Source organism: Burkholderia sp. PvR073 (assembly GCF_054055695.1).
Genome location: NZ_JBSRXO010000010.1, coordinates 222,885 through 246,154 on the forward strand (window position 1 = coordinate 222,885; position 23,270 = coordinate 246,154).

General features: G+C 68.8%; 19 protein-coding genes and 1 pseudogene. 5 read left to right on the forward strand and 15 right to left on the reverse strand.

Features of this window, described 5'->3' with window-relative positions:
* Nucleotides 1–15: 15 nt before the first annotated feature.
* Nucleotides 16–918 (reverse strand): LysR family transcriptional regulator, encoded by a 903-nt coding sequence (locus ACVK00_RS26525; protein ID WP_284894138.1) that lies wholly within the window; start codon nt 916–918, stop codon nt 16–18.
* Nucleotides 919–1,017: 99 nt separating this feature from the next.
* Here ACVK00_RS26525 and ACVK00_RS26530 point away from each other — a divergent pair, with 99 nt between their 5' ends.
* Nucleotides 1,018–1,893: an aldo/keto reductase family oxidoreductase gene (locus ACVK00_RS26530; protein ID WP_284894139.1), complete on the forward strand. Its 876-nt coding sequence runs from the start codon at nt 1,018–1,020 to the stop codon at nt 1,891–1,893.
* A gap of 65 nt (nt 1,894–1,958) precedes the next feature.
* Here ACVK00_RS26530 and ACVK00_RS26535 read toward each other — a convergent pair whose 3' ends face one another.
* The 6 genes and pseudogenes from ACVK00_RS26535 to ACVK00_RS26560 form a co-directional block, all read right to left on the reverse strand.
* Complete coding sequence (locus tag ACVK00_RS26535) at nt 1,959–2,357, reverse strand: cupin domain-containing protein (RefSeq protein WP_284894140.1); 399 nt, start codon at nt 2,355–2,357, stop codon at nt 1,959–1,961.
* 141 nt (nt 2,358–2,498) lie between these two features.
* A pseudogene (locus ACVK00_RS26540) lies at nt 2,499–2,657 on the reverse strand (NmrA/HSCARG family protein); the annotation flags it as partial.
* Between the two features lie 175 nt (nt 2,658–2,832).
* Nucleotides 2,833–3,003, reverse strand: a complete 171-nt coding sequence (locus tag ACVK00_RS26545) for a hypothetical protein (RefSeq protein ID WP_006749684.1) — start codon at nt 3,001–3,003, stop codon at nt 2,833–2,835.
* The gene (locus tag ACVK00_RS26550) at nt 3,000–3,971 is read right to left on the reverse strand and encodes a DUF72 domain-containing protein (protein ID WP_284894141.1); all 972 of its coding nucleotides are present in this window, start codon (nt 3,969–3,971) and stop codon (nt 3,000–3,002) included. The genes ACVK00_RS26545 and ACVK00_RS26550 overlap by 4 nt, the downstream gene beginning before the upstream one ends.
* A 294-nt stretch (nt 3,972–4,265) precedes the next feature.
* Nucleotides 4,266–6,371: an acetate--CoA ligase family protein gene (locus ACVK00_RS26555; RefSeq protein WP_354123352.1), complete on the reverse strand. Its 2,106-nt coding sequence runs from the start codon at nt 6,369–6,371 to the stop codon at nt 4,266–4,268.
* Nucleotides 6,372–6,390: 19 nt separating this feature from the next.
* Nucleotides 6,391–7,167: an enoyl-CoA hydratase/isomerase family protein gene (locus ACVK00_RS26560; protein WP_284894145.1), complete on the reverse strand. Its 777-nt coding sequence runs from the start codon at nt 7,165–7,167 to the stop codon at nt 6,391–6,393.
* A gap of 274 nt (nt 7,168–7,441) precedes the next feature.
* Between ACVK00_RS26560 and ACVK00_RS26565 the strand changes: the two genes are divergently transcribed.
* Nucleotides 7,442–8,773: an MFS transporter gene (locus ACVK00_RS26565; RefSeq protein WP_228910161.1), complete on the forward strand. Its 1,332-nt coding sequence runs from the start codon at nt 7,442–7,444 to the stop codon at nt 8,771–8,773.
* 27 nt (nt 8,774–8,800) lie between these two features.
* Here ACVK00_RS26565 and ACVK00_RS26570 read toward each other — a convergent pair whose 3' ends face one another.
* Nucleotides 8,801–9,607, reverse strand: coding sequence for an IclR family transcriptional regulator (locus ACVK00_RS26570; RefSeq protein WP_284894146.1), 807 nt, complete (start codon nt 9,605–9,607; stop codon nt 8,801–8,803).
* A 101-nt stretch (nt 9,608–9,708) separates the two neighbouring features.
* On the opposite strand from ACVK00_RS26570, the gene ACVK00_RS26575 reads away from it, so the two are divergent.
* Nucleotides 9,709–10,494 carry a substrate-binding domain-containing protein gene (locus ACVK00_RS26575; RefSeq protein ID WP_284894147.1) on the forward strand — a complete coding sequence of 262 codons (786 nt, stop codon included), beginning with the start codon at nt 9,709–9,711 and terminating at the stop codon, nt 10,492–10,494.
* Between the two features lie 92 nt (nt 10,495–10,586).
* On the opposite strand, the gene ACVK00_RS26580 is transcribed toward ACVK00_RS26575, so the two are convergent.
* The 7 genes from ACVK00_RS26580 to ACVK00_RS26610 form a co-directional block, all read right to left on the reverse strand.
* Entirely contained in the window at nt 10,587–12,545 is a 1,959-nt protein-coding gene (locus tag ACVK00_RS26580; protein WP_284894148.1) for a phosphatase PAP2 family protein, read from the reverse strand.
* 237 nt (nt 12,546–12,782) lie between these two features.
* Nucleotides 12,783–14,303 (reverse strand): GGDEF domain-containing protein, encoded by a 1,521-nt coding sequence (locus ACVK00_RS26585; protein WP_284894149.1) that lies wholly within the window; start codon nt 14,301–14,303, stop codon nt 12,783–12,785.
* A 212-nt stretch (nt 14,304–14,515) separates the two neighbouring features.
* On the reverse strand, nt 14,516–15,988 hold the full coding sequence (locus tag ACVK00_RS26590; RefSeq protein WP_284894151.1) for an NAD-dependent succinate-semialdehyde dehydrogenase: 1,473 nt from the start codon (nt 15,986–15,988) through the stop codon (nt 14,516–14,518).
* 110 nt (nt 15,989–16,098) lie between these two features.
* Nucleotides 16,099–16,590: an Lrp/AsnC family transcriptional regulator gene (locus tag ACVK00_RS26595; protein WP_034191873.1), complete on the reverse strand. Its 492-nt coding sequence runs from the start codon at nt 16,588–16,590 to the stop codon at nt 16,099–16,101.
* 86 nt (nt 16,591–16,676) lie between these two features.
* Nucleotides 16,677–18,077, reverse strand: coding sequence for an aspartate aminotransferase family protein (locus ACVK00_RS26600; RefSeq protein ID WP_284894152.1), 1,401 nt, complete (start codon nt 18,075–18,077; stop codon nt 16,677–16,679).
* A gap of 161 nt (nt 18,078–18,238) precedes the next feature.
* Nucleotides 18,239–19,165 (reverse strand): 2-hydroxyacid dehydrogenase, encoded by a 927-nt coding sequence (locus tag ACVK00_RS26605; protein WP_284894153.1) that lies wholly within the window; start codon nt 19,163–19,165, stop codon nt 18,239–18,241.
* 12 nt (nt 19,166–19,177) lie between these two features.
* The gene (locus tag ACVK00_RS26610; RefSeq protein ID WP_284894154.1) at nt 19,178–20,038 is read right to left on the reverse strand and encodes a GNAT family N-acetyltransferase; all 861 of its coding nucleotides are present in this window, start codon (nt 20,036–20,038) and stop codon (nt 19,178–19,180) included.
* Nucleotides 20,039–20,505: 467 nt separating this feature from the next.
* Here ACVK00_RS26610 and ACVK00_RS26615 point away from each other — a divergent pair, with 467 nt between their 5' ends.
* Both ACVK00_RS26615 and ACVK00_RS26620 read left to right on the forward strand, forming a co-directional pair.
* Nucleotides 20,506–21,174, forward strand: coding sequence for a haloacid dehalogenase type II (locus ACVK00_RS26615; protein WP_006749698.1), 669 nt, complete (start codon nt 20,506–20,508; stop codon nt 21,172–21,174).
* Nucleotides 21,175–21,369: 195 nt separating this feature from the next.
* The gene (locus ACVK00_RS26620) at nt 21,370–22,908 is read left to right on the forward strand and encodes a methyl-accepting chemotaxis protein (protein ID WP_284894155.1); all 1,539 of its coding nucleotides are present in this window, start codon (nt 21,370–21,372) and stop codon (nt 22,906–22,908) included.
* Nucleotides 22,909–23,270 lie beyond the last annotated feature (362 nt).

A 23,270-nucleotide genomic window follows, 5' to 3' on the forward strand; every position in this document is an offset into this window, starting at 1 on the left:
GCGGTTCTATCCCTTCTATCCCGCGTCGGTCTTGATGAAATCGACGAAGGCCCGCAGCGGAGCCGGTACGAAGCGCCGCCCCGGGTAGTACAGGTACGGGCCCGAGAACGGCCGCCACCAGCAGTCGAGCACGGGCTCGAGCGCGCCGCTCGCGAAGTGCGGGCGAAGCCAGTCTTCGTATAGATGCACGATGCCGAGCCCCGCACAGGCCGCGTCCACGATGAGATCGACGGCGCCGCCGATCTGCACGACGAGCGGGCCCGACGGCTCCACGCGCACCACTTCGCCGTCGCGCTCGTATTCCCACGCCGGCATCGCGCCGCTCGCGAAGCGGCCGCGCAGGCAGGCGTGATCGAGCAGGTCGCGCGGATGGGTGGGGCGGCCGCGCCGGTCGAGATAGGCGGGTGCCGCGGCGGTCGCGAGGCGTTGCGAACGCGGGCCGATCGGTACGGCGATCATGTCCTGTTCGAGGCGCTCGTCGTAGCGAATGCCGGCGTCGCAGCCGGCCGCGAGGATATCGACGAAGCTTTCGTCGGCCACGACCTCGAGCCGTATCTCCGGGTACGCATTGAGAAAGCGCGGGACGATCGACGGCAGCACGAGCCGCGCCGCGCTCATCGGCACGTTGAGCTTCAGCGTGCCGACTGGCTTCTCCCGGAACGTGTTCACCACGTCGAGCGCCGCCTCCACCTCGCTCAGCGCCGGCGTGAGCCGTGCGAGCAGACGCGCGCCGGCTTCGGTCGGCGACACGCTGCGCGTCGTGCGGTGCAGCAGCCGCACACCCAGTTGGGCCTCCAGCCGGCGCACCGCTTCGCTGAGCCCCGACGCACTCGCGTCGGCCAGGCGTGCAGCCTCGCGAAAGCCCTTTGCGCGCGCCACCGCCACGAACGCGTTCAGATCGCCGAGTTCGACTTGCATTGTTCGCCTTTTCGTACAGGTTGTGCGCATTATGACCGCTTATCGTGCAGCGCCCCGCGGCGTAACCTGCGATTCACTCGTTCATACAGGAGCACGATCATGTCCCCCGTCGTTCAATCCGGCACGTTTTCCCTGGCGGGCCGCCGCGTTCACCGCCTCGGCTATGGCGCGATGCAATTGGCCGGGCCGGGCGTGTTCGGGCCGCCGAAGGATCGCGCCGCGGCGCTCGCCGTGCTGCGCGAAGCCGTCGAAGCGGGCGTCGATCACATCGACACCAGCGACTTCTACGGCCCGCATGTGACGAACCGGCTGATTCGCGACGCGTTGCATCCGTATCGCGACGATCTGCTGATCGTCACCAAGATCGGCGCGACGCGCGGCGACGACGGTTCATGGCGGCCGGCGTTCTCCGCCGACGCGCTTGCGGCCGCCGTGCACGACAACCTGCGCAATCTGGGTCTCGACGTGCTCGACGTCGTCAATCTGCGGGTCATGTTCGACGTGCACGGCCCGGCCGAAGGCTCCATCGAGGCGCCGCTGTCCGCGCTGGCCGAACTGCAGCGGCAGGGCCTCGTGCGACACATCGGCTTGAGCAACGTCACGGCCGCGCAGATCGCCGAAGGCCGGCGGATCTGCGACATCGCCTGCGTGCAGAATCATTACAATCTCGCGCACCGCGACGACGATGCGCTGATCGATGCGCTTGGCCGCGACGGCATCGCCTACGTACCGTACTTTCCGCTCGGCGGCTTCAATCCGTTGCAGTCGTCGACGCTCGACGCGGTCGCCGCGCGGCTCGGCGCGACGCGGATGCAGACCGCGCTTGCGTGGCTGCTGCGCCGCGCGCCGAACATCCTGCTGATTCCGGGAACGTCGTCGGTCGCGCATCTGCGCGAGAATCTTGCTGCCGGCGCGCTGGTGTTGCCGGACGACGCCGTGCGCGAACTCGACGGGGTCGCGGCCGCTCGCGGTTGACGCGAGCGGGGCGCAGGTGTCGTACATCGCACCATCCGGCCGCTGCGGCGCGCCGGCCACTGAATTCAGCGAACCTGACCCAGTTGCTCGTCGATCGTCCGCGTCAACGGTGACTCGACATCGCCGGTGTGCTTCGTCTGCACCGGCTCGATCAGCACGATCCAGCATTCGTCGTCGGCGACCGGGTTATGCTGCGTGCCGCGCGGCACCACGTGCATCGAGCCGGCGGGCAAGTCGACGACGCGGCCGCCTTCATACTCGATCTTCAGGCGCCCGCGCACGACGAAGAACAGCTCGTCTTCGTTCGCATGGTCGTGCCACACGAGCTGACCGCGAACCTTCGCGACCTTCACATACTGATCGTTGACCTGCGCGACGACCTTGGGCGACCAGTATTCGGATACATCGGCGAAGGCGGCCTCGAGGTCGAACGATTCGGCGAACGCAGCGGCGGGTAGGGTCATCTCGTCTCCAGATCCAGGGGTGGTAGGCAGGATCGAAACCGGCACGTTGCCGATTCATCGATATGTGGGGGTCAGGCCGATTATATTGACGCCGCCGTGACGGCGCACGCCGTTACGCCGCACGGCGGCGTCGCGCCGCGCTCAGCGGACCAGCGCTGCCGCGAAGTCGCGGTACGCGTGCAGCGGGCGGCCGAGGATCGCGGTCAAGCGCTCGACATCGCCGGCCTGAGGCACCATCCCGTCGCTGACGTAGCGTTCGGCCATCAGGCGCATCTCGTAGGCCATCCATTTCGGCATGAAAGTACGCTGACAAGCCCGGAGCTGGCGTCGATCTGGTCGGCGCTGCTTGGCCACCTCAAGAACGCGTTTCCGTCGGGCACCCCGCAAGAACTGGCCGCCTATATCGACGCGCAACCGTGATACCGTGCCGCGCGCGGCGAGGGGTTCGCGATACCGCGGCGGCGCGTGTGTTGCGCTACGTCCGGTCGCGGGTGCGTGCGCGTACCGCGCCCGTGATCACCGCGATGCCGAACAGGATGACGGCGACGATCTCGATGATGTGCTGCGACACGTGCAGCGTCATCAATCCCCATGCCACGCCGCCGATGAAAATGATCCATCCGACCAGGTAGATAAGCAGAGTCATCGTTTTTCTCCTTGCGGTTCGGGTTCTCGCTCGGATTGCCGTCGCGCGGCGGCCGCTTTATCCGGCAGCGTTTCGTGCGCATGCAGGCCGAGGCGTTCCATCAAGCGCCGAGCGTCGAACGGTGCTTTCGTCTTCACGTCGTTGTCGAAATAGCAGTACACGTCGCGCCGTTGGGCGCGCGGCGGCGCCAGATTCGGCGCCGCAAGGCGCGCATCGGCGGGCTGCACGCCGCCGCGCCACGCCGTAATTCTGCGCGCCCACCGTTCGAGCGACGCATCGGAATACGCGCCGGAATACTTCGTTTCCGTGCCGTGCAGCCGCATGTAGACGAAGCGCGCGGTCAGATCCTCGAACTGCGGCCATGCCTCGGTGGAGTCCGACACGACGAGCGCGGCCTTGTGGCGGCGCAGCAGCTTCACGAACGCCGGATCCACGAAGCTCGCGTGACGCACTTCGACAGCGTGACGCAATTTGCGCTTGCGGTCGATCTGCAGATACGGCGTCTTGACCCTGCGATCGTGTTGTCGCGCGAGGGCGAGCGCGGCTTCGGTGTCGGGCGGCAGCAGGCTCAGGAAATGTTCCATATGCTCGGGGTCGAAACGCAGCGATGGCGGAAATTGCCACAGGATCGGCCCGAGCTTGTCATTCAGCGCAAGGAGCCCCTGCGCGAAGAAGTTCGCACATGCGGCCGTCGCCGTTTCGTCGCGAAAGCGCAGCATGTGGGTCAGATAGCGCGAGCCTTTCACGCTGAACGTAAAACCGGGCGGCGTTTCGTCGTACCAGCGCCGCCAGCTGGCGAGCGATTGCAGGCTGTAGTGCGTGCCGTTGATCTCGATCGTCTGCATCCGGCCGGATGCGTATTGCAACTCGGCGGCCTGCTTCAGGCCTTTCGGATAGAAGGTGCCGCGCCATCCGTCGTAGCTCCAGCCTGAAATGCCGATGTGAATCTCGCCGGTTGTGCCTTTCACGTCGATGCCCGGAAATCCGTGGATATCCGTGGCAAGTAGCAACGCGCGTGCCACGGCGTGCGGCACGCGCGTTGCAGGGGACTATCGGGCGATGCATCGCGGCGCGCGGCGAGCGGCACCGACCACCTGCTGATGGCCGGCCCGCCGCAGCGCCGGTAGCGGGCCGGCCTGCGTTACAGGCGGGCGCGCGACGTCAGCACAGCACCGCGACGCCGTCCGCGGCCCGCACGCCGCGGCCGGCCTCGAGTACGAATAGCGGATTGATTTCCGCTTCGACGAGCCGCGGACCGAGCGTCAGCACAGCACCGCGACGCCGTCCGCGGCCCGCACGCCGCGGCCGGCCTCGAGCACGAACAGCGGATTGATTTCCGCTTCGACGAGCCGCGGACCGAGCTGGCGCGCCATCCGTGCAAACGCGACGAGCGCGTCGGCGAGCGCGTCGACGTCCGCCTTCGGGCGGCCGCGATAGCCGTCGAGCAGCGGCCACGTGCGAAGCGCGCGGATCATGTCGAGCGCGTCGTCGCGCGACAGCGGCGCGTCCTCCGGCAGCATCCGCAACACCGTGTCGTTGAAAATCTCCGCGGTCACGCCGCCCATCCCGAGCAGGATCGCGGTGCCCAGCGGGTCGCGATGCAGGCCGACGATCATTTCGACGCCGCCGGCGACCATTTCCTGCACGAGGAACGCATCCGGCGCAAACCCGGCGCCGGTCTCGACGTCGTCGCGCATGCGTTCGAGCCGCGCACCGATCGCATCGGCGTCCACGCCGACCGCGACGCCGCCGATGTCGCTCTTGTGCGTGACGCGATTCGACAGCAGTTTCAGCACCACGCGATCGCCGAAGTGCCGTGCCGCCTGCTCGGCGTCCGCCGCATCGCGCACGACGCGCTCGCGCACCGGCGTCACGCCGAAGCGGGCGAACAGCGCCTTCGCCTGCGCTTCGTCGAGCGGCCCGCACGGCAGGTCCCGCACGTCGACGCCGGTTGCCGCGGCATCGGCATCGGCATCGGCGATGGCCGCGGCCGCCCGCGCGCGCCAGCGACCGGCGTCCCGCATCGCGGCCAGCGCGCTCGCGACGCTCTCCGGCGACACGAACGCCGGCACGCCGAGCCGGTTCATCGCGTGCGTGACGGCCGGCGCATGCGGGCTCACGAACGCGACCACCGGCTTGTCGGTGCCGGGCAATGCATCGCGCACGGCGCCGGCCATCAGCTCCGGCATGCCGATGCTCGACGAGCCGGCGATCACGGCGACCGCGTCGTACGACGGGCTGTCGGCGAGCGTGCGGATCGCGCGGCGCAGCAGGTCGGGTTGCAGGCCCGCGAGCGTCACGTCGATCGGATTGCGATCGAGCACCGCGTGATCGCCGCTCTGCAGCGCGCGCAGCGCGGCAGCCGTGTCCGCATCGGGCTCGGGCGTGTCGAAGCCGGCCAGCCCGAGGTTGTCCGCGACGAGCGTGCCCGCGCCGCCCGTCGACGTGAGAATCGCGACGCGCGAACCGCGCAGCGTGCGCCCGGCCGCGAAGGCGTTCGGCAGGTCGAGCAGATCGCCGAACGTCTGCGCGCGAATCACGCCGGCGTCGCGGAACAGCGCGTCGTACATCCGATCCTCGCCGGCGAGCGCGCCGGTGTGCGAGACGGCCGAGCGCGCGCCGGACGCCGACCGCCCGATCTTGTAGGCGACTATCGGCTTGCCCGCATGCGCCGCACGGCGCGCGGCCGCGCGAAACCGCGCGGGATCGCGCAGCCCTTCGAGGTACAGCGCGATCACGGACGTCGCCTCGTCATCGATGAAGTAATCGATGAAGTCGCTCACGTCGAGGTCGACTTCGTTGCTGGTCGATACGAGCTTCGACAGGCCGATCCCGCGATCGGCCGCACGCGACAGCAGCGCGCCGAGAATGCCGCCGCTCTGCGACACGACGCTCACGCCGCCGACGGCGAAGCCGTCGGTGTCCAGCGCGCCGCTCGCGGACAACGTGACGCGATCGGTGAGGTTGACGACGCCGATCGTGTTCGGCCCGAGCACCCGCATCGAGCCGGCCGCCTCCTTCAGTTGCGCCTGGCGGCGCGCGCCGGCCTCGCCGGTTTCGGCGTAGCCGCTCGCGAGCACGATCGCGGCGGCGGTCCCGCGTTTCGCGAGCGCCGCGACCGCGACGTGCGCGCGCTCGGCGCCGAGCAGCACGATGCCGACATCGGGTGCGTGCGGCAGCGATTCGACGTCCTCGTAGCAGCGCAGGCCGGCAATCGACGGATAGCGCGGATTGACCGGGTAGATGTCTCCCCCGAAACCGTGTTTCTGCAAGTAGGCGACGGGTCGTCCGGCGGTTTTCGCGGGATCGGCCGACGCGCCGATGACGGCGACGCGGGCCGGCCGCATCAATTTTTCAATGGCGTTCATCGGAAGTTCCTGGCGGCGCTCAGCGCACGTTGTCGAGGAAGGCGCGCACGGCATCGCGGTGCTCGCGGCTCGTGTAGCAGATCGCCTGCGCCTGGCTGCCTTGCGACAGTACTTGCGGCGCCGACAGCTCGTAGCTCTGGTTCAGGATCGCCTTGCCGAGCGCGAGCGCGGTGGGCGAGCCCTGGATCAGTTCGCTCGCCCACGCGGTGGCGTCGGCGAGCAGCGTGTCGGGCGGGCTGATCCGGTCGGCGATACCGAGTTCGCGTGCCTCGCGCGCGTCGACCTGGCGGCCGCTGAAGATCAGGTCCTTGGCGGCGGCGAGCCCCACGCGCCGCGGCAGGAAATACAGGCCGCCGCCGTCGGGAATCAACCCGCGCTTGATGTAGCTCCACACGAACGTCGCCGCTTCCGACGCGATCACGAAATCGCACGACAGCGCCATGTCGGCGCCGAGCCCGGCCGCGGCGCCGTTGACGGCCGCGATCGTCGGCTTCGGCATCGTGTGCAGCAGCGAAACGGCATGATGGACGCGTTGCTGGCGCGACCAGCCGTTGAACGCGACCTCGTCGGCCGGCGCGTCCATGCGCTGCGCCATCCCGGCGATGTCGCCGCCCGCGCAGAACCCCTTGCCGCTGCCGGTGACGATGACCGCGCGCACTTCCGGCGCGCGGGCGAGCGAATCGAGCGCTTCGGTGAGCTCCGCGCGCATCGCGTCGCTGACGGCGTTGCGCTTGTCGGGGCGGTTCAGGGTCAGGGTCGCGATGTTCGATTGAATCGTGACGTCGATGGTTTGCATGATCTCTTCCTGCGTGGGAAACGAAAGCGGTGCGATGAACCGGCGGCGCGTGGCGCGAGGCCGATCCGGTTGCTGCAAGCGTAGCGCGGCCCCACGCGGCTGCCATCGGCACGGTTTCACTGAATGAAACTGTCAGGTGGCCTGTCGTTGTTTCATCCAGTGAAACAGCGCGGTTGCGGCTCGCCGCCAGCCGCCGATAATCGATTTCACCGCGACAGGTGAAAACAAAACACCGATTCGGCGTCGCGGTGCGATCAACAAGACTGGAGACAAGATGCAACACGCCATTGCAACGGAACCGCTCGAGCGAAGCGTCGCCGATCGGCCGGCACTCGACGCGGTATATGCGAAGGTCACGCGGCGGCTATTGCCGTTCCTGTTCGTCTGCTACGTGTTCGCGTATATCGATCGCGCCAACATCGGCTTCGCCCATCTGCAGTTCTCGCGGGACATCGGGCTGACCGAAGCGGCGTTCGGCTTGGGCGTCGGCCTGTTCTACGCCGGTTACATGCTGTTCGAGGTGCCGAGCAACCTGTGGCTCGCGCGGGTCGGCGTGCGCAAGACGCTGATGCGGATCATGGCGTTGTGGGGGCTCGTATCGGCGGGTACCGCGTTCGTGCAGACGCCCACGCAGTTCTACATCGCACGCGTGCTGCTCGGCGTCGCGGAGGCCGGTTTCTTCCCCGGCATCATCCTGTATTTCACGTACTGGTTCCCGTCGGCGCGCCGCGCACGCGTCACCGCGCTGTTCATGACGGCGATCTGCGTATCGGGCATCGTCAGCGGCCCGGTGTCCGGTTTCATCCTGAACAACTTGTCGGGCGCGCTGCACCTGAAAGGCTGGCAGTGGCTCTTCGTGATCGAAGGATTGCCGTCGGTCGTGGCCGGCCTGTTCGCCTACCTGTATCTGACCGATCGTCCGGAGCAGGCGACATGGCTGAGCGACGACGAGAAGGCGCTGCTGCTGCGCGAACTCGAACACGATGCGGCGCTGAAGGCATCGCACGCGCACGGCTCGATCTGGGATGCGCTGAAGGAGCCGAAGTTCTATTTCCTGACGTTCGCGTATTTCAGCGTGCCGTGGGCGAGCATCGTCGTGCACGTGTGGGCGCCGAGCGTGATCCGCAAGAGCGGCATCACGAACTTCTGGACCATCGGGCTGCTGTCGGCGATCCCATACGTGTTCGGCGCGGTCGCGATGTATCTGCTCGGCCGGCATTCCGACCGCAAGCTCGAACGGCGCTGGCATTTCATGGGCAGCGCCGTGATGGCCGCGCTGGGCGTCGCGCTGTTACCGGCCGCCGCATCGCAGCCGACGGCACTCATCGTACTCCTCTGCATCGCGACGGCCGGCTATCTCGGGATGCTGTCGCTGTTCTGGACGATTCCGCCCGCGTATCTGTCGAGCACCGTGGCCGCGAGCGGGATCGGCCTGATCAGCAGTCTCGGCCAGTTCGGCGGCATCGCGGCGCCGTCGGTGATCGGCTACACGTCGACGCACTTCGGCAGCAGCGCGATCGGCCTCTACACGGTCGCGATCGTGTCGGTGCTCGGCGGGCTCGCGGTCGTGCTCGGCATTCCGGCCCGCGCGATTCGCGAACGCTGACGCCTGCGCAAGCGATTCGTCGTCGCGTCAGCTGTCGAGGCGCAGCGTCGCGGCGACGATGTCGTCGCGCAAGGCCAGCAGCGCCGACGACAGGCGCGCGGCGACGGTTGACGGCGCATCGAGCGTGCGCACGCTGAAATTGAGCGCGAGCGTGCGGTGGCCCGCGATTTCGAGCGGGGTCGCGAGCGCGACGACTTCGGGCTGCCAGCTGGCGACGCAGAACCCTTGCGCGCGCACCGATGCGACGGCCTCGTCGATCTCGGCACGGATGCGCGGCCATGAAGTGCGATGCCGTTTGAGCTCGGCGAGTTGCCGCGCCTGGTCGGCCTCCGGCAGCGACGCAAGAAACGCGCGGCCGAGCGAGGTCAGCGCCATCGGCACGCGCTGGCCGCTGACGACGGTGCGAAGCGACGCGCGCGGGCTGTAGCGGATCGACTCCAGGTAGACCATGTCGTCGCGATCAGGGCCTGCGATGCCGACGTTGATGTGCAGCGACTGGGCCGTCTCGCGCAAGCGCGGGGCGGCGGCCTGCAGCACCGTCGAGCCGCTCCTGAGCGCATGCGCGAGACCGAGCACCGGCAGTCCGAGCCGGTAGCCGCGGTGCACGGGATCGTGTTCGAGATAGCCGGCTTCGACGAGCGTGCGCGCCAGCCGCGTGACCGTGGCCTTCGGCAGACCGGTGAGTTCGACGAGATCGCCGTTGCCGAGCAGGGTCGCGCCGGAGCCGAACGCGCGCAGCACGTCGAGCCCGCGTTCCAGCGAGCGGTTGGACACCGTCGACGACGGAGCGCGCGTGGCCGTGGCGGGCGAACGGGAAGGGTGGGAGTCACGCATGCGGCATAGAAATACAGGTTCATCAGGTCTTTGTCAAAGCACGCGCGCGGAGCCGCGCCGCGCGGCAAACGCCGCTTTCAAGTCAACCACAAGGAGCATGCATGAAGAACCGGACAAACTGGCGGGCAGCGCTCGCCGCCGCCGCGTGGATCGCGCTCGGCGCAGCGCCTGCGGCCGCGCACGCGGACGACATACACGTGCTGGCGACGGGCGCGTTGCACGGCGCGTTCGCACGACTGGCGCCCGCGTTCGAGCAATCGTCCGGGCACCATCTGAAGATTGAATGGGGGCCGTCGTACGGCACGTCGCCGGAGGCCCTGCCGATGCGCGTGCGCAATGGCGAACCCGTCGACGTCTGCTTCATGATCAAGCCCGCGCTGGAGCGGGAAGTCGACGCCGGCAGGTTCGACCGGGCGACGCTCGAAGACATCGCGGCGACCGGCATCGGCGTCGCGGTGCGCCACGGCGTGGCCGTGCCCGAGGTCGGCACGGTCGACGCGTTGCGCCGCGCGCTGTTGGACGCGCGTTCGGTCGCGTTCTCCGAAGGTGCGAGCGGGACCTACATCGTCGGCGTGCTGTTCGAGAAACTCGGCGTCGCCGAGCAGATGAAATCGAAGAGCGTGCTCGTGCGCGGCAAGGAGCTGGTCGGCACCGCGCTCGCGCGCGGCGACGCGGAGCTCGGCCTGCAGCAGGTCAGCGAATTGAAAGTGACGCCCGGCATCGACTTCGCGGGCCCGCTGCCGGCCGACGTGCAGAAGACGAGCGTGATTGCGTCCGCCATTGCCGTGGATGCACGGGCCGCCGACGCGTCACGCGCGTTCGTGGCCTTTCTGAAGACCGCGCCGGCCGCCGCGATCCTGCAACGCAGCGGCCTCGATCCACGTTGACGCGAATGCCTGCACGGTGCGCCGCGAGGTCGCGACAACGCGTTCGACGCGTTTGACGCGATGAAAGCGACGTCGCACGCGCCGCGCGGCGATCACGACGCGGACAACCTCACCGACACGCCCGTCGCCGTATAAACCGGCGTCGCCTTGAAGCCGTCGACCGTGACCGTCGAGAACTTCGCCGCGCCCGCCGCGCCGTCGATCAGCGCGATCGTATCGCCGGCCTTCGGCGCATAGCCGTTCACGAACTTCACGTGCAGCGTGCCGCCTGCGACGGTCAATTGGCCGCCCACGCGCAGCCGCCCGCCGCCGTTGCCGTCGATGTCGAGTTCGAGCGTCGTGTTGTCGAGCTGCGTATAGCGCGTCGCGATCGTGACGGGCGCGCTCGCCGCAATCCTGATGCTACCGCCGGCGCCGACGTACACGTCGCCGTTGCCGAACGCCGACGCGGATGCCGCGGCGAGCGTGCCGCCGCCGACCTGCGTGCCGCCCGCATAGCGATTGTTGCCCGCCAGCGTCAGCGTGCCGGTGCCTTGCAGCGTCAGCTTGCCGGCGCCGGCGATGTCGTTGCGCCACTGGTCGGCCGCGTTGAGTCCGCCCTGCGACGCGTCCATCGACACGATCACGTTGCCGTTGAACGCGCCATAGCCGTCGGCCGCGGCGAACAGGTTCAGGCGGCCCCAGCCTTCCGCGTCGTCCATCACCGGGTAGCCGGACTGCAGCTCGGTCGTCTTCAGCACGACGCGCCGCTGGTCGGCGCTCAGGTACGGGAAGCGCGTCTGCAGCAGGATCTCCGCGCCTTTCGGTACGACGGGCGGTGCGTCGGTCGACTCGATCGCGCCGAAGCCGTATGTCAGGCGGCGCGCGAAGGCCGTCTTGTTCGCCGTGTAATCGGCGAACCGGTCGTTGGCCGTCGTGCCCGAGTGCGCGAAGTCGGCGAACGTCGTGCCGGTCGTCCCCGTGAGCTGCTGCAGCGCCTGGTGGGCCTGGCTGTACGCGGCCTGCGCATCGCTCGCATACGCGCTCAGGTTCGCCGCGCTGACCGCCAGCGCGAGCATGCGGCCGCCGATCACGTCGAGCGGCGAGTGCATGCCGGCGAGAATCCGGTTCTCGCCCAGTTCGAGGCCGCGGCTCACCATCTCCTGGAATCGCTCCGGCACGAGCCATGCCATCGTCATCGCATCGCGCATCGCTTCGGCCTGGTGGCCGCTGATGAAGCCGCCGTCGGTCGCGGGCGTCGTGCTTTCGGCCGGGACGAGCGTCGGCGCGACGACGACGCTCGAACTCCAGCGATACGGCCGCGCGTACTTGTAGAAGCGCTTCGAGGGTTCGGTCGACGCGTTGTTGCCCATTTCGTTGAGCAGATCGACGACCTTGCCGAAGCTCGCGTTCGCGCTGCTGCCGACGCCGACGTTGTTGCCGGCGTCGTTGTACAGCACCGTCGTCGCGTCGGCGGGCACGCTGGTGATGCTGGTGGTCTGCTGAGCGGCCGTGCGCCACGCGCTGGTGAGCGGGCCCATGCCGTCGGTCACGCTATAGCCCTTGCCGCGCCGGTCGTCGAAGTAGGCGGCGTCGGCCTGCTGCTGCGTGCGCGCGGTCGTTGCGTTGACCACGTACTGCACATTCGCCGACAGCACGGTGTCGTTCAGGATCGTGCCGCACGGCGTGCCGCTGCCGGGCAGGCCGGAGCAGGTCGACGGCGAGATCGCCGGAAACGCGCCGTTGGCCGGCGCGGTCACGCCCGCATCGACCAGCATCGTCGACGGCTGCCACAGGTCGAGGAAGCGGCTCACCACGCGCACGGCCGCGTTGGTCGACAGCGTGGCATAGCGTGCGTCGCCGCGCTGGTTGGTCGCGATGTTGTCGACGAAGGCCGGCACGCTCGGCACGGGGGCGCTGTCGACGAAGCCCGGGTCCGCCGGCGGCGCCGGAACGGCCGCGATGGTCGGGTTCGTCGACGCGACGTCGTCACCGCCGCCGCAGGCGACCAGGACGAACGCACTCGACAGCGCTGCGACGTGCAGCGGGAAACGGCTCCGTGATACCAACATGCAAGACTCCATCCTGAGGGTCGAAGATGGCGGATTGTCGTGGGCGATCGTGACGTGGCGGTTAAGGATTTGTTGCGGGTCGCGGTCGACGCGCGCGAATTCTCACTATTTGGTGAATTCGTGATGCTGAACATGCCGGACGGACCGATTCGATCGTCGGTGCAGCCCGATGGTGGACGGCGATGCGCGAGCCGAGCATGCGTGCATTGTCGAATCAGGAGACCGGAACCGCGGCACTCACGCCGGTTGGGCGAGCGATTCCACGTCGGCGACGCACACGCGGTTTCTGCCCTGGCGCTTGGCCGCATAGAGGGCGAGGTCGGCCTGATGCGTCAGCGCATGCACGGACGGCGGCCGCGCGCGATGGCCGGTCGCGCAGCCGATGCTGACCGTGAAGGCCGGCATCGTCGCGTCGAACCCGTCGAGCTGGTTGCGCTCCACGGCGTGGCGAATCGCTTCGGCGACTTGCCGGGCACCGTGTTCGTCCGTGTCGGGCAACACCGCGACGAATTCCTCGCCGCCGTAACGTGCGGCGAGATCGCCGCGCCGTCGCGTATGCGCGCGGATGCATTCGGCAAGAAAGCGCAGCGCGGTGTCGCCTTGCGCATGGCCGTAGCGGTCGTTGTACTGCTTGAAGTGATCGGCGTCGATGAACAGCACTGACAGGCTGCCGTCGCTGCCGCGCTGCAGCCGTTCCCATTCGTCGGCGAGCGCGGCGTCGAGCGCGCGCCGGTTGTGCAGGCCCGTCAGCGGATCGGTGCGCGTGAGGTCCGTGAGCAGCGTCTGCTTGCGCAGGTTGTCGCGCAGCGCGAAGGCAAGCAGCCACACCACCGCGCAGAACAGCGCGCCGATGACGGACGCCGACACGCCGACCGTCCACGCCAGATGCGAGATGCCGGCCAGCACGTCGCGCTCGGCCGGCGCGACCACGGCGATCAGCGGCGTGCCGGGTACCCGCTGGTACGTGTAGAGCCGCAACGTCCCGTCGATGCTCGAGCGCGCGGCATAGAAGCCCGCTTCGCGGCTCACCATCCGCTCGAACGATTTCGACCGGCGCAGGCGCACCATCTGGTGATCGCTCAACGGTGGATTGCGCGCGAGGATCGTGCCGTCCGCGCGCAGGATCGCGCTGACGCCGTGCGGTCCGACGTTCAACCGAGACAGCAGCTGATCGAAGTAGGCGAGATCGACGGCGACCACCGCGATCCCGTTGAACGCGTGATCCGGCCGTTCGATGCGCCGCGACAGCGCGATCGATTCGGTGCCGCCGCGCGAACGCGCGCGGTATGCCTCGGATACGTAGAGGCCGACGTTGTCCGAATCGCGTTGGACCTTGAAGTAGTCGCGATCGCTGAAGTCCCAGTTGTGGGTCGGGCCGCAACAACCGTCGATCAGCCGCCCGTAGCGGTCCGTCACGCCCATGCCGGTCACGTATTGCGCGGCCGTGCGCTCGAACAGCACGTCGTGACGCAACCCGGCCTTCAGGCGCACGATGGCGGGGTTGCCGAGATCGGCGGCGAGCGACACGAGCGCGTTGTTGGACGTTTCGACGGTGCGCGCGATCTCGCTGACGAGGACGGCCGCGACATTGCGCGACGTCTCGTGCGCATGTTCGACGACTTCGTTTCGCGCGGCCCACAGCGTCACCGCGCTGATGCCGAGCGCCGCGACCGACATCAGCGTGCCCAGCACACCGACGATCAGATGGTGGCGGCCGGCCCAGTCGGCAATTTTCTCGATCGAAGGGGATGCAGGCATGGCTCGCGCTCGTACGGGAAGCGGGCTGCGACGGCAGCGGCGCTGGTCAAATCCGGGTTAACGGCAGGTGTGCCCGGAAATCGAGGCTGGCATGCGAGGCGCTGACTGCGCGCAGGCACCGCAAACGTGTGCGAGCGGGGCGCGCCGGCAGCGGCGCGCCACGACTGCGTGACGATTGCATAACCGCCGCGGATGACGGCGGCGGCGCGGCTTCAGTCGAGCCCGCCCTGGCACAGGTACTTGATCGACAGGTAATCGTCGAGGCCGTAGCGCGAGCCTTCGCGGCCGTAGCCCGATTCCTTCACGCCGCCGAACGGCGCGGCCTCGCTCGCGAGCGCGCCTTCGTTGATGCCGACGAGGCCCGTTTCGAGCCGTGCCGACACGCGCGCGATGCGGCGCAGGTCCTGCGTATAGAAATACGCGGCGAGCCCGAACGGCGTGTCGTTCGCGGCGTCGACGGCTTCGTCTTCCGTGTCGAACTTGAACAGCGCGGCGATCGGCCCGAAGGTTTCCTCGCAGGTCAGCTGCATGTCGGCGGCGGCGTCGCCGAGCACCGTCGGCGCGTAATAGTTCGGCCCGAGTTCGGGCAGGCGCTTGCCGCCCGTGAGCACGCGTGCGCCGCGCTCGATCGCGTCGCCGACGTGGCGCGCGATCTTGTCGACCGCGCGTGCGTTGATCATCGGGCCGATCTGCGCGGCCGGGTCGGTCGCCGGCGCGACCTTCAGCGCGGCGACACGGGCGGTGAGTTTGGCGGCGAAGGCATCGTAGACGCCAGCCTGCACGTACACGCGGTTCGGCGACACGCAGGTCTGGCCGCCGTTGCGGAACTTGGCGGCCATCAGCCCGTCGACCGCCGCGTCGAGCTCGGCATCGTCGAACACGATGAACGGCGCATTGCCGCCGAGCTCCAGCGACAGCTTCTTCAGCGTCGCCGCCGATTCGCGTGCGAGCAGCTTGCCGACGGGCGTCGATCCGGTGAACGTGATCTTGCGCACGCGGCCGTCGGCGAGCCAGTCGGCCACGGCGTCGATGCCGCGCTCACGCGACGCGGCGATCATGTTCAGCACGCCGGGCGGCACGCCGGCTTCCTGCGCGAGGAAGGCGAGCGCGAGCGCGGTGAGCGGCGTGTCCTCGGCCGGCTTCGCGACGACCGTGCAGCCGGCCGCGAGCGCGGGCGCGATCTTGCGCGCGATCATCGCGAGCGGGAAATTCCACGGCGTGATCGCGGCGACGATGCCGATCGGCTCCTTGACCGCACTCAGCCGCTTGCCGCGCTGCTGCTGCGGAATCAGGTCGCCGTAGGTGCGCGTCGCTTCCTCGGCGAACCACTGCACGTACGACGCGCCGTAGGCGACTTCGCCGCGCGCTTCGGCGAGCGGCTTGCCCTGTTCGCGCGACATCAGCTTCGCCAGATCGTCGGTATGCGCGACGATCGCCGCGTGCCATGCGCGCAGGATCGCGGCGCGGTCGCGAGCGGGCGTCGCGCGCCAGGCGGGCAGCGCGCGTGCCGCCGCGTCGGTCGCGGCGCGCGCGTCGGCGGCGTCGCTGTCGGGGGCGTGGGCCACGGTGTCGAGCGTGGCCGGATCGGTGACGTCGAAGCGACGGCCGTCGCGCGCGTCGCGCCACGCGCCGTCGATCAGGTTGGCGGTGCGAACGAGTTCGGGTCGGGAAAGCGTAAGCGGCATGACAGGTCCTTGGATGAAGCGATTCGGCGGCAGCGGCTGCGGCGCGGGCGCGCGACTATCCCACGCGGACAGCGAACTGCCACGCTCATGGGTGCCGCACGCTGCGGTAGTCAGTGACGGTCGCCGAACAGCGATTCGAGCGGGTAGTGCCGTTTGACGAACGGCGACTTGATGATCACGTAGCTGAAATACTTCTCGATGCCGATGTTCTGCTCGAGCAGCCCTTCGACGATCGTCTGGTAATGGCTCACGCTGCGCGTGATGAACTTCAGCAGATAGTCGTAGCCACCGCTCGCGAGATGGCACTCGACGATCTCGTCGACGTTGCGGATCGCCGCGACGAAGCGGTCGAAGTCCTCGCGGCGGTGGTCGGCCAGCGTGACCTCGGTAAACACGACCTGCACGTCGCCGAGCTTCTCGAGCTGGATGTGCGCGCCGTAGCCGCCGATGTAGCCGGCCTTCTCGAGCCGCTTCACGCGGATCAGGCAGGGACTGGGCGACAGCCCGACCGCATCGGCCAGTTCGACGTTGGTCATGCGGCCGCGCTTCTGCAACTGGGAGAGGATGCGCAGGTCGATGCGATCCAGCTTGCTGTCCGTCATGTTCACGTGAGAGCGGAAAAATGGAATGTCCGGTTACTTTAGAGTCGAACGATGGCCGCCACAAGCCCGGCTTTCCCTCGGCCGGCTCAGGCCGGCTGCGCGTGCGCGGCGTCGAGCGCGCGCTGCACGCCCGCGTCGGCCAGCACATCGTCGAGCGTCTTGCGCACGCGTTCGAACAGCAGGTCGAACTCGCCGGCCGTGAAGCTCAGCGCCGGCGCGAAACCGAGCACGCCGTCGCCGAATGCGCGAAACACCGCGCCGTTCGCGTAGGCGGCCGCCGCGATCCGGTCGGGCACGTTCAGCGCCGCGTCGAAGCGCGTCTTGCGCGCCTTGTCCGACACCAGTTCGAGCGCGCCGAGCAGGCCGACCGAGCGCGCGTCGCCGACGAGCGGATGCGCGCGCAGCGCATCGAGCCCCGCCGCGAAGCGCGGCGCCATCGCCTGGCCGTTCGCGAGCAGCCCGCCTTCGTGATAGAGCTTCAGCACCTCGAGGCCGATCGCCGCGCTCACCGGGTGCGCGGAATACGTATGCCCATGACCGACCACGGCCGACTCCGCGCGGCTGCCCGCGAGGCCTTCGTAGATTTCGTCGGACATCAGCACCGCGCCCATCGGCGCGTAGCCGGCGGTCAAGCCCTTCGCGACGGTCATCAGGTCCGGATCGACCTGTTCGGCCTCGCACGCGAACAGCGGGCCCGTGCGGCCGAAGCCGGTGATCACCTCGTCGGCGACGAACAGGATGCCGAGGCGCCGGCATGCGTCACGCATCGCCTTCAGCCAGCCGGGCGGCGGCACGATCACGCCGCCGGAGCCTTGCACGGGCTCGCAGAAGAACGCGGCGACGTTGTCCGCGCCGAGTTCCGCGACCTTCGCTTCGAGCGCGGCGACCGACGCGGCGATCAGCGCCTGCGGATCGTCGCCGAGCGGGTGGCGATACGGGTAGGGCGACGGAATATGGTGCTGGTCCGCGCGCGGCAGGTCGAAATGCCGGTGGAACGCGGGCAGCGCGGTGAGCCCGGCGCCGATCGACGACGAGCCGTGATAGCCGCGCTCGAGCGCGATCATCTGCTTCTTCGACGGGCGGCCGGTCGCGTTGAAATAGTGCGTGATGAAGCGCACCGCGGAATCGACCGCATCCGAGCCGCCGAGCGTGAAGTACACGCGGTTCAGCGACGGCGGCGCGAGCGCCGCGAGCCGTTCGGCGAGCTCGATCGCGGGCTGCGAGCCGAAATGGAAATAGCCGGTCGCGTAGGGCAGCTTCTTCATCTGCTCGGCGGCGGCCTTCACGATGCTGTCGCGGCCGTAGCCGACGTTCACGCACCACAGGCCCGAGAACGCATCGAGCAGCGTATGGCCGTCGCCGTCGCGCAGGAACACGCCGTCCGCGGATTCGAGCACGGTGACGCCGCGCGCCTCGTGCGCGCGATAGTTGACGACGGGGTGGATCAGGTGTTGACGATCGGCTTCGATCAGCGCGGCTTGGTTCATGGCAGGGCGGGACTCTCGTCGGGTGTCAGCGGTGAGTCCATGCTACCGGGCGAGAAATCCGCACGCGTCTTCAATTTGTCGCCCGAAACGTATGGTCGCGGCGTTTGCACGGGGCGCTTCGGCATTTTCTGCTGCGCGCCCCGCCGGGCCGGGCGAACGCGTCAGTAGCCGCGCGCGCGATCGACGATGCCGATCATCGGCTGTCCCGCGCGATGGCGCGCGAGGTTCTCGAGCACCGCGTCGACCGCGGTGTCGGGCCGCGTCGCGCTCGCGATGTGCGGCGTGATGCGAATGCGCGGATGCGTCCAGAACGGGTGGCCGGCCGGCAGCGGTTCCGGCTCCGTCACGTCGAGGATCGCGCTGTCGAGCCGGCCGCTGTCGAGCGCGGCGAGCAGCGCGGCCGCATCGAGCTGCGGGCCGCGCCCGACCTGCACGAGCGACGCGCCGGCCGGCAGCGCATCGAACACGCGTGCGCCGAGCAGGCCGCGCGTGCTGTCGGTGAGCGGCAGCAGGCAGATCAGCACGTCGGTGCGGGCCAGGAACGCGTCGAGCGCCGCGTCGCCCGCGTAGCAGTCGATGCCGTCGAGCGTGCGCGGCGTGCGGCTCCAGCCGGCGCACGGGAAACCGAAGCGTCGCAGCGTGTCGAGCACGGCCTGGCCGAGCGTGCCGAGCCCGAGCACGCCGACGCGCCGCGACGCGGCCGCGCGCACCGGCTTCTCGGACCATGCCTGTACGCGCTGTTGCGCCGCATAGTCGAACAGGTCGCGGTGGATCGTCAGCACCGCCTGCGTCACGTATTCGACCATCCCTTCGACGATGCCCGGCTCGATCATCCGCACGACCGGAATGTGCGCGGGCACGCGCGACAGGTCGAACTGATCGATGCCGGCGCCGACCGAGAACACGACCTCGAGGTTGGGCAGCAGCGCGACCGGGTCGTCCGGCGGTTGCCACGCGGCGAGGTAGCGCACGTCGTGCGGATCGCCGAGATCCGGCCAGATCCGGAATGGGAGGTCGGGCGCGCGTTGCGCGAAGCGTTGTGCCCATTGCGCGCCGCGCACCGGGTCGGCCTTGTACAGGAAGCTCATCGTGCGTGCCGCTCAGCCGAGCGCCTGGTTGACGATCGCGAACGCGCGCAGCGCCGGATCGCGCGCGGGCGCCGCACCGCGCGCCATCGCGACGACGGTATCGACACGCGGCAGGCCGAGCCCCTGCAGCCAGTCGGACAGCCCGCTGTCGCCCGGCACGTCGAGGCGCACGAACATGCCTTCGTGCAGCGCGAGCCAGTGGCTGATCAGCGCCTGCGCGCGCAGCGCGTCCGGCGCGATCACCGGGCCGATCACATGGCCGCGGCCGAAGCGGCGGAACAGCGCGAAGCCGAGCAGTTCGCCGTCGCGATCGAGCGCGATCCCGTTCGCGACGTCGAGCAGCGCATCGGTCACCGCGCCACGCTCGTAGCCTGCCGCGCGCGATGCGAGCGCCGCGAGGCGCGGCCCGTCGTTTGTGCCGAGCGGGCGCAGGCGCTCGCCCGGCGGCAGCGAGATCAGCGGCGGCTGGAACGCGGCGCCCTGGTGCTGGTCGATCGTGGCGATCGCTTCGAAGCCGAACTTCACATAGAGCGGTTCGCCGGACGGCGTCGCATGCAGGAATATCGTGCGCGCGCCGAGACTGTCGACGACGCGCGCGAGCAGTTCGCGGCCGATGCCGCGGCCCTGCCGCTCGGGCGACACGATCACCATGCCGAGCGACGCGTGCGCGTCGTCGAAGCGCCAGCCGAGCGCGGTGCCGACGACGCCGGATTCGTCCTCGGCGACGAAGCCGCCGCCGAGCTGGAGCGCGAAGCGCCAGTCGTCGAGGCGGTGCGGCCACTTGACCGCTTCCGACAGCCGATGGGCGGCGGGCAGGTCGGTTTCGGCGAACGGGCGATAGGTGAGCGTGCGGGAAGGGTTGAGGTCGGACACGCCGGACTCCGGATGGGTGGAAATGACGCATTCACTCTGCCAGCGCGGGTGCGGCGCGGATAGGACGATTCGCCTGTTTTCCGGCGGTGACGGGCGCGCCCGCGAGATCGACGCAAACCCGTTCGATCGACGCGGACGAACGCGCTGATCGTGCCGGCGCGGCCGATCAATCCCACCACGCCTGCTGTGGGAACGACATTGCGATGAATGCACGGCGGCGCTGCCGCCTGCCGGAGGGCCGCACCGGTAGGCGAGCCCGCTGCGATAGCGCGGCGCCCACCGGCCGGCCCCGCTGCGCCGCGCCCGATCGCACCGCAGATCGTGCTGCATGTGCCGGGCAACTTGCGGCGATTGTGCGTTTTGAGCGGCGCCGAACGATGCGCGAACGACTTTTTGCCCTGATTCAATTTCGTTAAACCCAGCCCATCCCCGGCCCTGCCGGGGCTTCACACCGACAGGACCTGACCATGATCCAGTTTGAACCGAAGTACATCACCTTCGACTGCTACGGCACGCTGACCCATTTCCGGATGGCCGAGACGGCGCGCGAAATCTATGCGGATCGGTTGTCGCCGGCCACGATGGAGGCCTTCGTGCGTGCGTTCGCCGCCTATAGGCTCGACGAGGTGCTCGGCGCGTGGAAGCCGTACCGCGACGTCGTCGTCAACGCGGTCCGCCGCACGTGCGCACGGGTCGGCGTGAAGTTCGACGAAGCCGAGGCCGAGCTTTTCTATCATGCGGTGCCGACGTGGGGCCCGCACCCGGACGTGCCGGCCGGGCTGTCGCGGCTGGCGTCGAAGTACAAGCTGGTGATCCTGTCGAACGCGATGGATGACCAGATCATGAGCAACGTCGACAAGCTCGGCGCGCCGTTCCATGCGGTGTTCACCGCGCAGCAGGCGCAGTCGTACAAGCCGCGGATGCAGGGCTTCGAATACATGTTCGACAAGCTCGGCTGCAAGCCCGAGGACGTGCTGCACGTGTCGTCGAGCCTGCGCTACGACCTGATGACGGCCGAGGATCTCGGGATCAAGCACAAGGCGTTCGTGAACCGCGGTCACGAGCCGGGCACGCCGTTCTACAACTATTACGAAGTGTCGGACATCGGCCAGCTGGCGACGCAGCTTGGCCTGTAAGTCGCCTGCGCCGGCCGATTCATCGATCGGCGCGACGGGACGGGACTTGACCGCGATGCCGTCGGAGCCTGTCGCGTCCCGTCGCGCGTTCGATCAGCGTACGAAACGAGGGTAATTACCGATATTGAGTCGTTCAAGGGCGGGGTCGCCCGGGCCGATATATGTACCGAACGGTTAATATTTCGAGGCCCCCGCATGAAGTTGTCCACCAAACTGCTGATGCTCGTCGCCGCGGCGCTGCTCGGCGTCGTCCTGCTCGCCGCGTTGTCGCTGCACACGCTGCGCGACGCGCTGATCGACAGCCGCCGCGACGAGATCGTCATTCTGCTGACCAAGGCCGAGCACCTGGTCGATTCGTATCGCGCGATGCAGACGAGCGGCACGCTCACGCAGGAGCAGGCGCAGCAGCAGGCCAAGGCCGCGCTGGCGGCGCTCAACGCGAATTCGAAGAGCTACTTCTGGGTCACGACGTCCGACGGCGTCAACCTCGTCCACCCGAACGCGAAGTTCATCGGCACGCGCGCGAAAGGCAACCGCACGACCAGCGGCCTGACCGACAGCGACGCGTACCGCGCGGGGATGGCGCAGTCGCATTTCGCGCTCGTCGACGTGCTGATCAAGCGCAGCCCCGACGCGGACCTGGAGCCGAAGCTGCAGGGCGTGGTCGCGATTCCGGACTGGAACTGGTGGATCGGCACGGGATTTTTCTACGACGACATCAATGCGGCGTTTGCCCGGCTCGCGATGGTGCTGGGCGCCGTCGCGGTCGTCATCGCCGCGGCGCTCGCGGCCATCGCATGGGGCGTGCTGCGCAGCGTCAGGCGCACGCTGGGCGGCGAGCCCGCGCATGCGATGCAGATCGCCGCCCGCATCGCCGCCGGCGAACTGGACGTGCCGTTCGATACGGCGCACGCCGCGCCCGGCAGCCTGCTCGTCGCGCTGGGCGACATGAAGGCGCGGCTGACCGACACCATCGCCGAGATCCAGACCACGACCCACTCGATCGCCACCGGCACCGGCGAGATCGCGCAAGGCAACCTGGATCTGTCGCAGCGCACGGAGCAGCAGGCCGCGTCGCTGCAGGAAACGGCGGCGAGCATGGAGCAGATCACGTCCACGGTCAAACAGAACGCCGACAACGCACGCCAGGCGCATGCGCTCGTGGCCCAGGCGAAGGATGCGACCGAACTCGGCGGCGCGGCCGTGCAGGCGGTCGTCGAAACGATGCGGCAGATTTCGGACGGATCGGTGCGGATCGCCGACATTACCGTCGTCATCGAAAGCATCGCGTTCCAGACCAACATTCTCGCGCTCAACGCCGCGGTGGAAGCCGCGCGGGCCGGCGAGGAGGGGCGCGGGTTCGCCGTCGTCGCGTCGGAAGTCCGCTCGCTCGCGCAACGCAGCGCCGCGGCCGCGAAGGACATCAAGGGATTGATCGACGCGTCGGTCGAGCGCGCCGGCAGCGGCAGCCGGCTCGTCGAGACGGCCGGCGCGCGCATGACGGAGATCGTCCGGTCGATCGACCGGGTGGCCGACATCATGGGCGAGATTTCGGCGGCATCGGCCGAGCAAAGCACCGGCATCGAACAGATCGGGCTGGCGGTCGCGCAAATGGACGAAGTCACCCAGCAGAACGCCGCGCTCGTCGAGCAGGCGGCTGCGGCCGCTTCGTCGCTGGACGAGCAGGCGGCGCGCCTGCGGGCCGCCGTATCGGTATTCCGGCTCGCTGCGTGACGGCTGCGCGCGCCCGGTTTCCGGGCAGTCCCGCCTTCTTCCCGTCTTCCCGCCAAGCGGTTCCGATCGAGCGGCATTCTTCTGAACTTTCCTGCGCGACGGCCCGTCGCGATCCCCACCGTCGACGCCCGGGCATGCGGCGATCTGCCGCAACGTGCCGCTCGTTTCGGCCGTCGTGGGCAGGCGCGCACGCATTCGACACAAACGTGCGGTTTGCGTGAGCCAAACGCGCGCCGGATGCCGAACGGGCAATTTTGTCGGCGCAATCTGCGGCGGCCGCGGCCTTACGATTTCCTGCATCGACACGGGTTCGGCAACCACCGCGACACGCCGCCGGGCCAACGGCGACACGTGCGTGCACG

What these genes read in the sequence shown, in the direction of transcription:
- ACVK00_RS26525 (WP_284894138.1), bottom strand. Translation starts at nt 918, where the DNA reads ATGCAAGTCGAACTCGGCGATCTGAACGCGTTCGTGGCGGTGGCGCGC.
- ACVK00_RS26530 (WP_284894139.1), top strand. Translation starts at nt 1,018, where the DNA reads ATGTCCCCCGTCGTTCAATCCGGCACGTTTTCCCTGGCGGGCCGCCGC.
- ACVK00_RS26535 (WP_284894140.1), bottom strand. Translation starts at nt 2,357, where the DNA reads ATGACCCTACCCGCCGCTGCGTTCGCCGAATCGTTCGACCTCGAGGCC.
- ACVK00_RS26545 (WP_006749684.1), bottom strand. Translation starts at nt 3,003, where the DNA reads ATGACTCTGCTTATCTACCTGGTCGGATGGATCATTTTCATCGGCGGC.
- ACVK00_RS26555 (WP_354123352.1), bottom strand. Translation starts at nt 6,371, where the DNA reads ATGAACGCCATTGAAAAATTGATGCGGCCGGCCCGCGTCGCCGTCATC.
- ACVK00_RS26560 (WP_284894145.1), bottom strand. Translation starts at nt 7,167, where the DNA reads ATGCAAACCATCGACGTCACGATTCAATCGAACATCGCGACCCTGACC.
- ACVK00_RS26565 (WP_228910161.1), top strand. Translation starts at nt 7,442, where the DNA reads ATGCAACACGCCATTGCAACGGAACCGCTCGAGCGAAGCGTCGCCGAT.
- ACVK00_RS26570 (WP_284894146.1), bottom strand. Translation starts at nt 9,607, where the DNA reads ATGCGTGACTCCCACCCTTCCCGTTCGCCCGCCACGGCCACGCGCGCT.
- ACVK00_RS26575 (WP_284894147.1), top strand. Translation starts at nt 9,709, where the DNA reads ATGAAGAACCGGACAAACTGGCGGGCAGCGCTCGCCGCCGCCGCGTGG.
- ACVK00_RS26580 (WP_284894148.1), bottom strand. Translation starts at nt 12,545, where the DNA reads ATGTTGGTATCACGGAGCCGTTTCCCGCTGCACGTCGCAGCGCTGTCG.
- ACVK00_RS26585 (WP_284894149.1), bottom strand. Translation starts at nt 14,303, where the DNA reads ATGCCTGCATCCCCTTCGATCGAGAAAATTGCCGACTGGGCCGGCCGC.
- ACVK00_RS26590 (WP_284894151.1), bottom strand. Translation starts at nt 15,988, where the DNA reads ATGCCGCTTACGCTTTCCCGACCCGAACTCGTTCGCACCGCCAACCTG.
- ACVK00_RS26595 (WP_034191873.1), bottom strand. Translation starts at nt 16,590, where the DNA reads ATGACGGACAGCAAGCTGGATCGCATCGACCTGCGCATCCTCTCCCAG.
- ACVK00_RS26600 (WP_284894152.1), bottom strand. Translation starts at nt 18,077, where the DNA reads ATGAACCAAGCCGCGCTGATCGAAGCCGATCGTCAACACCTGATCCAC.
- ACVK00_RS26605 (WP_284894153.1), bottom strand. Translation starts at nt 19,165, where the DNA reads ATGAGCTTCCTGTACAAGGCCGACCCGGTGCGCGGCGCGCAATGGGCA.
- ACVK00_RS26615 (WP_006749698.1), top strand. Translation starts at nt 20,506, where the DNA reads ATGATCCAGTTTGAACCGAAGTACATCACCTTCGACTGCTACGGCACG.
- ACVK00_RS26620 (WP_284894155.1), top strand. Translation starts at nt 21,370, where the DNA reads ATGAAGTTGTCCACCAAACTGCTGATGCTCGTCGCCGCGGCGCTGCTC.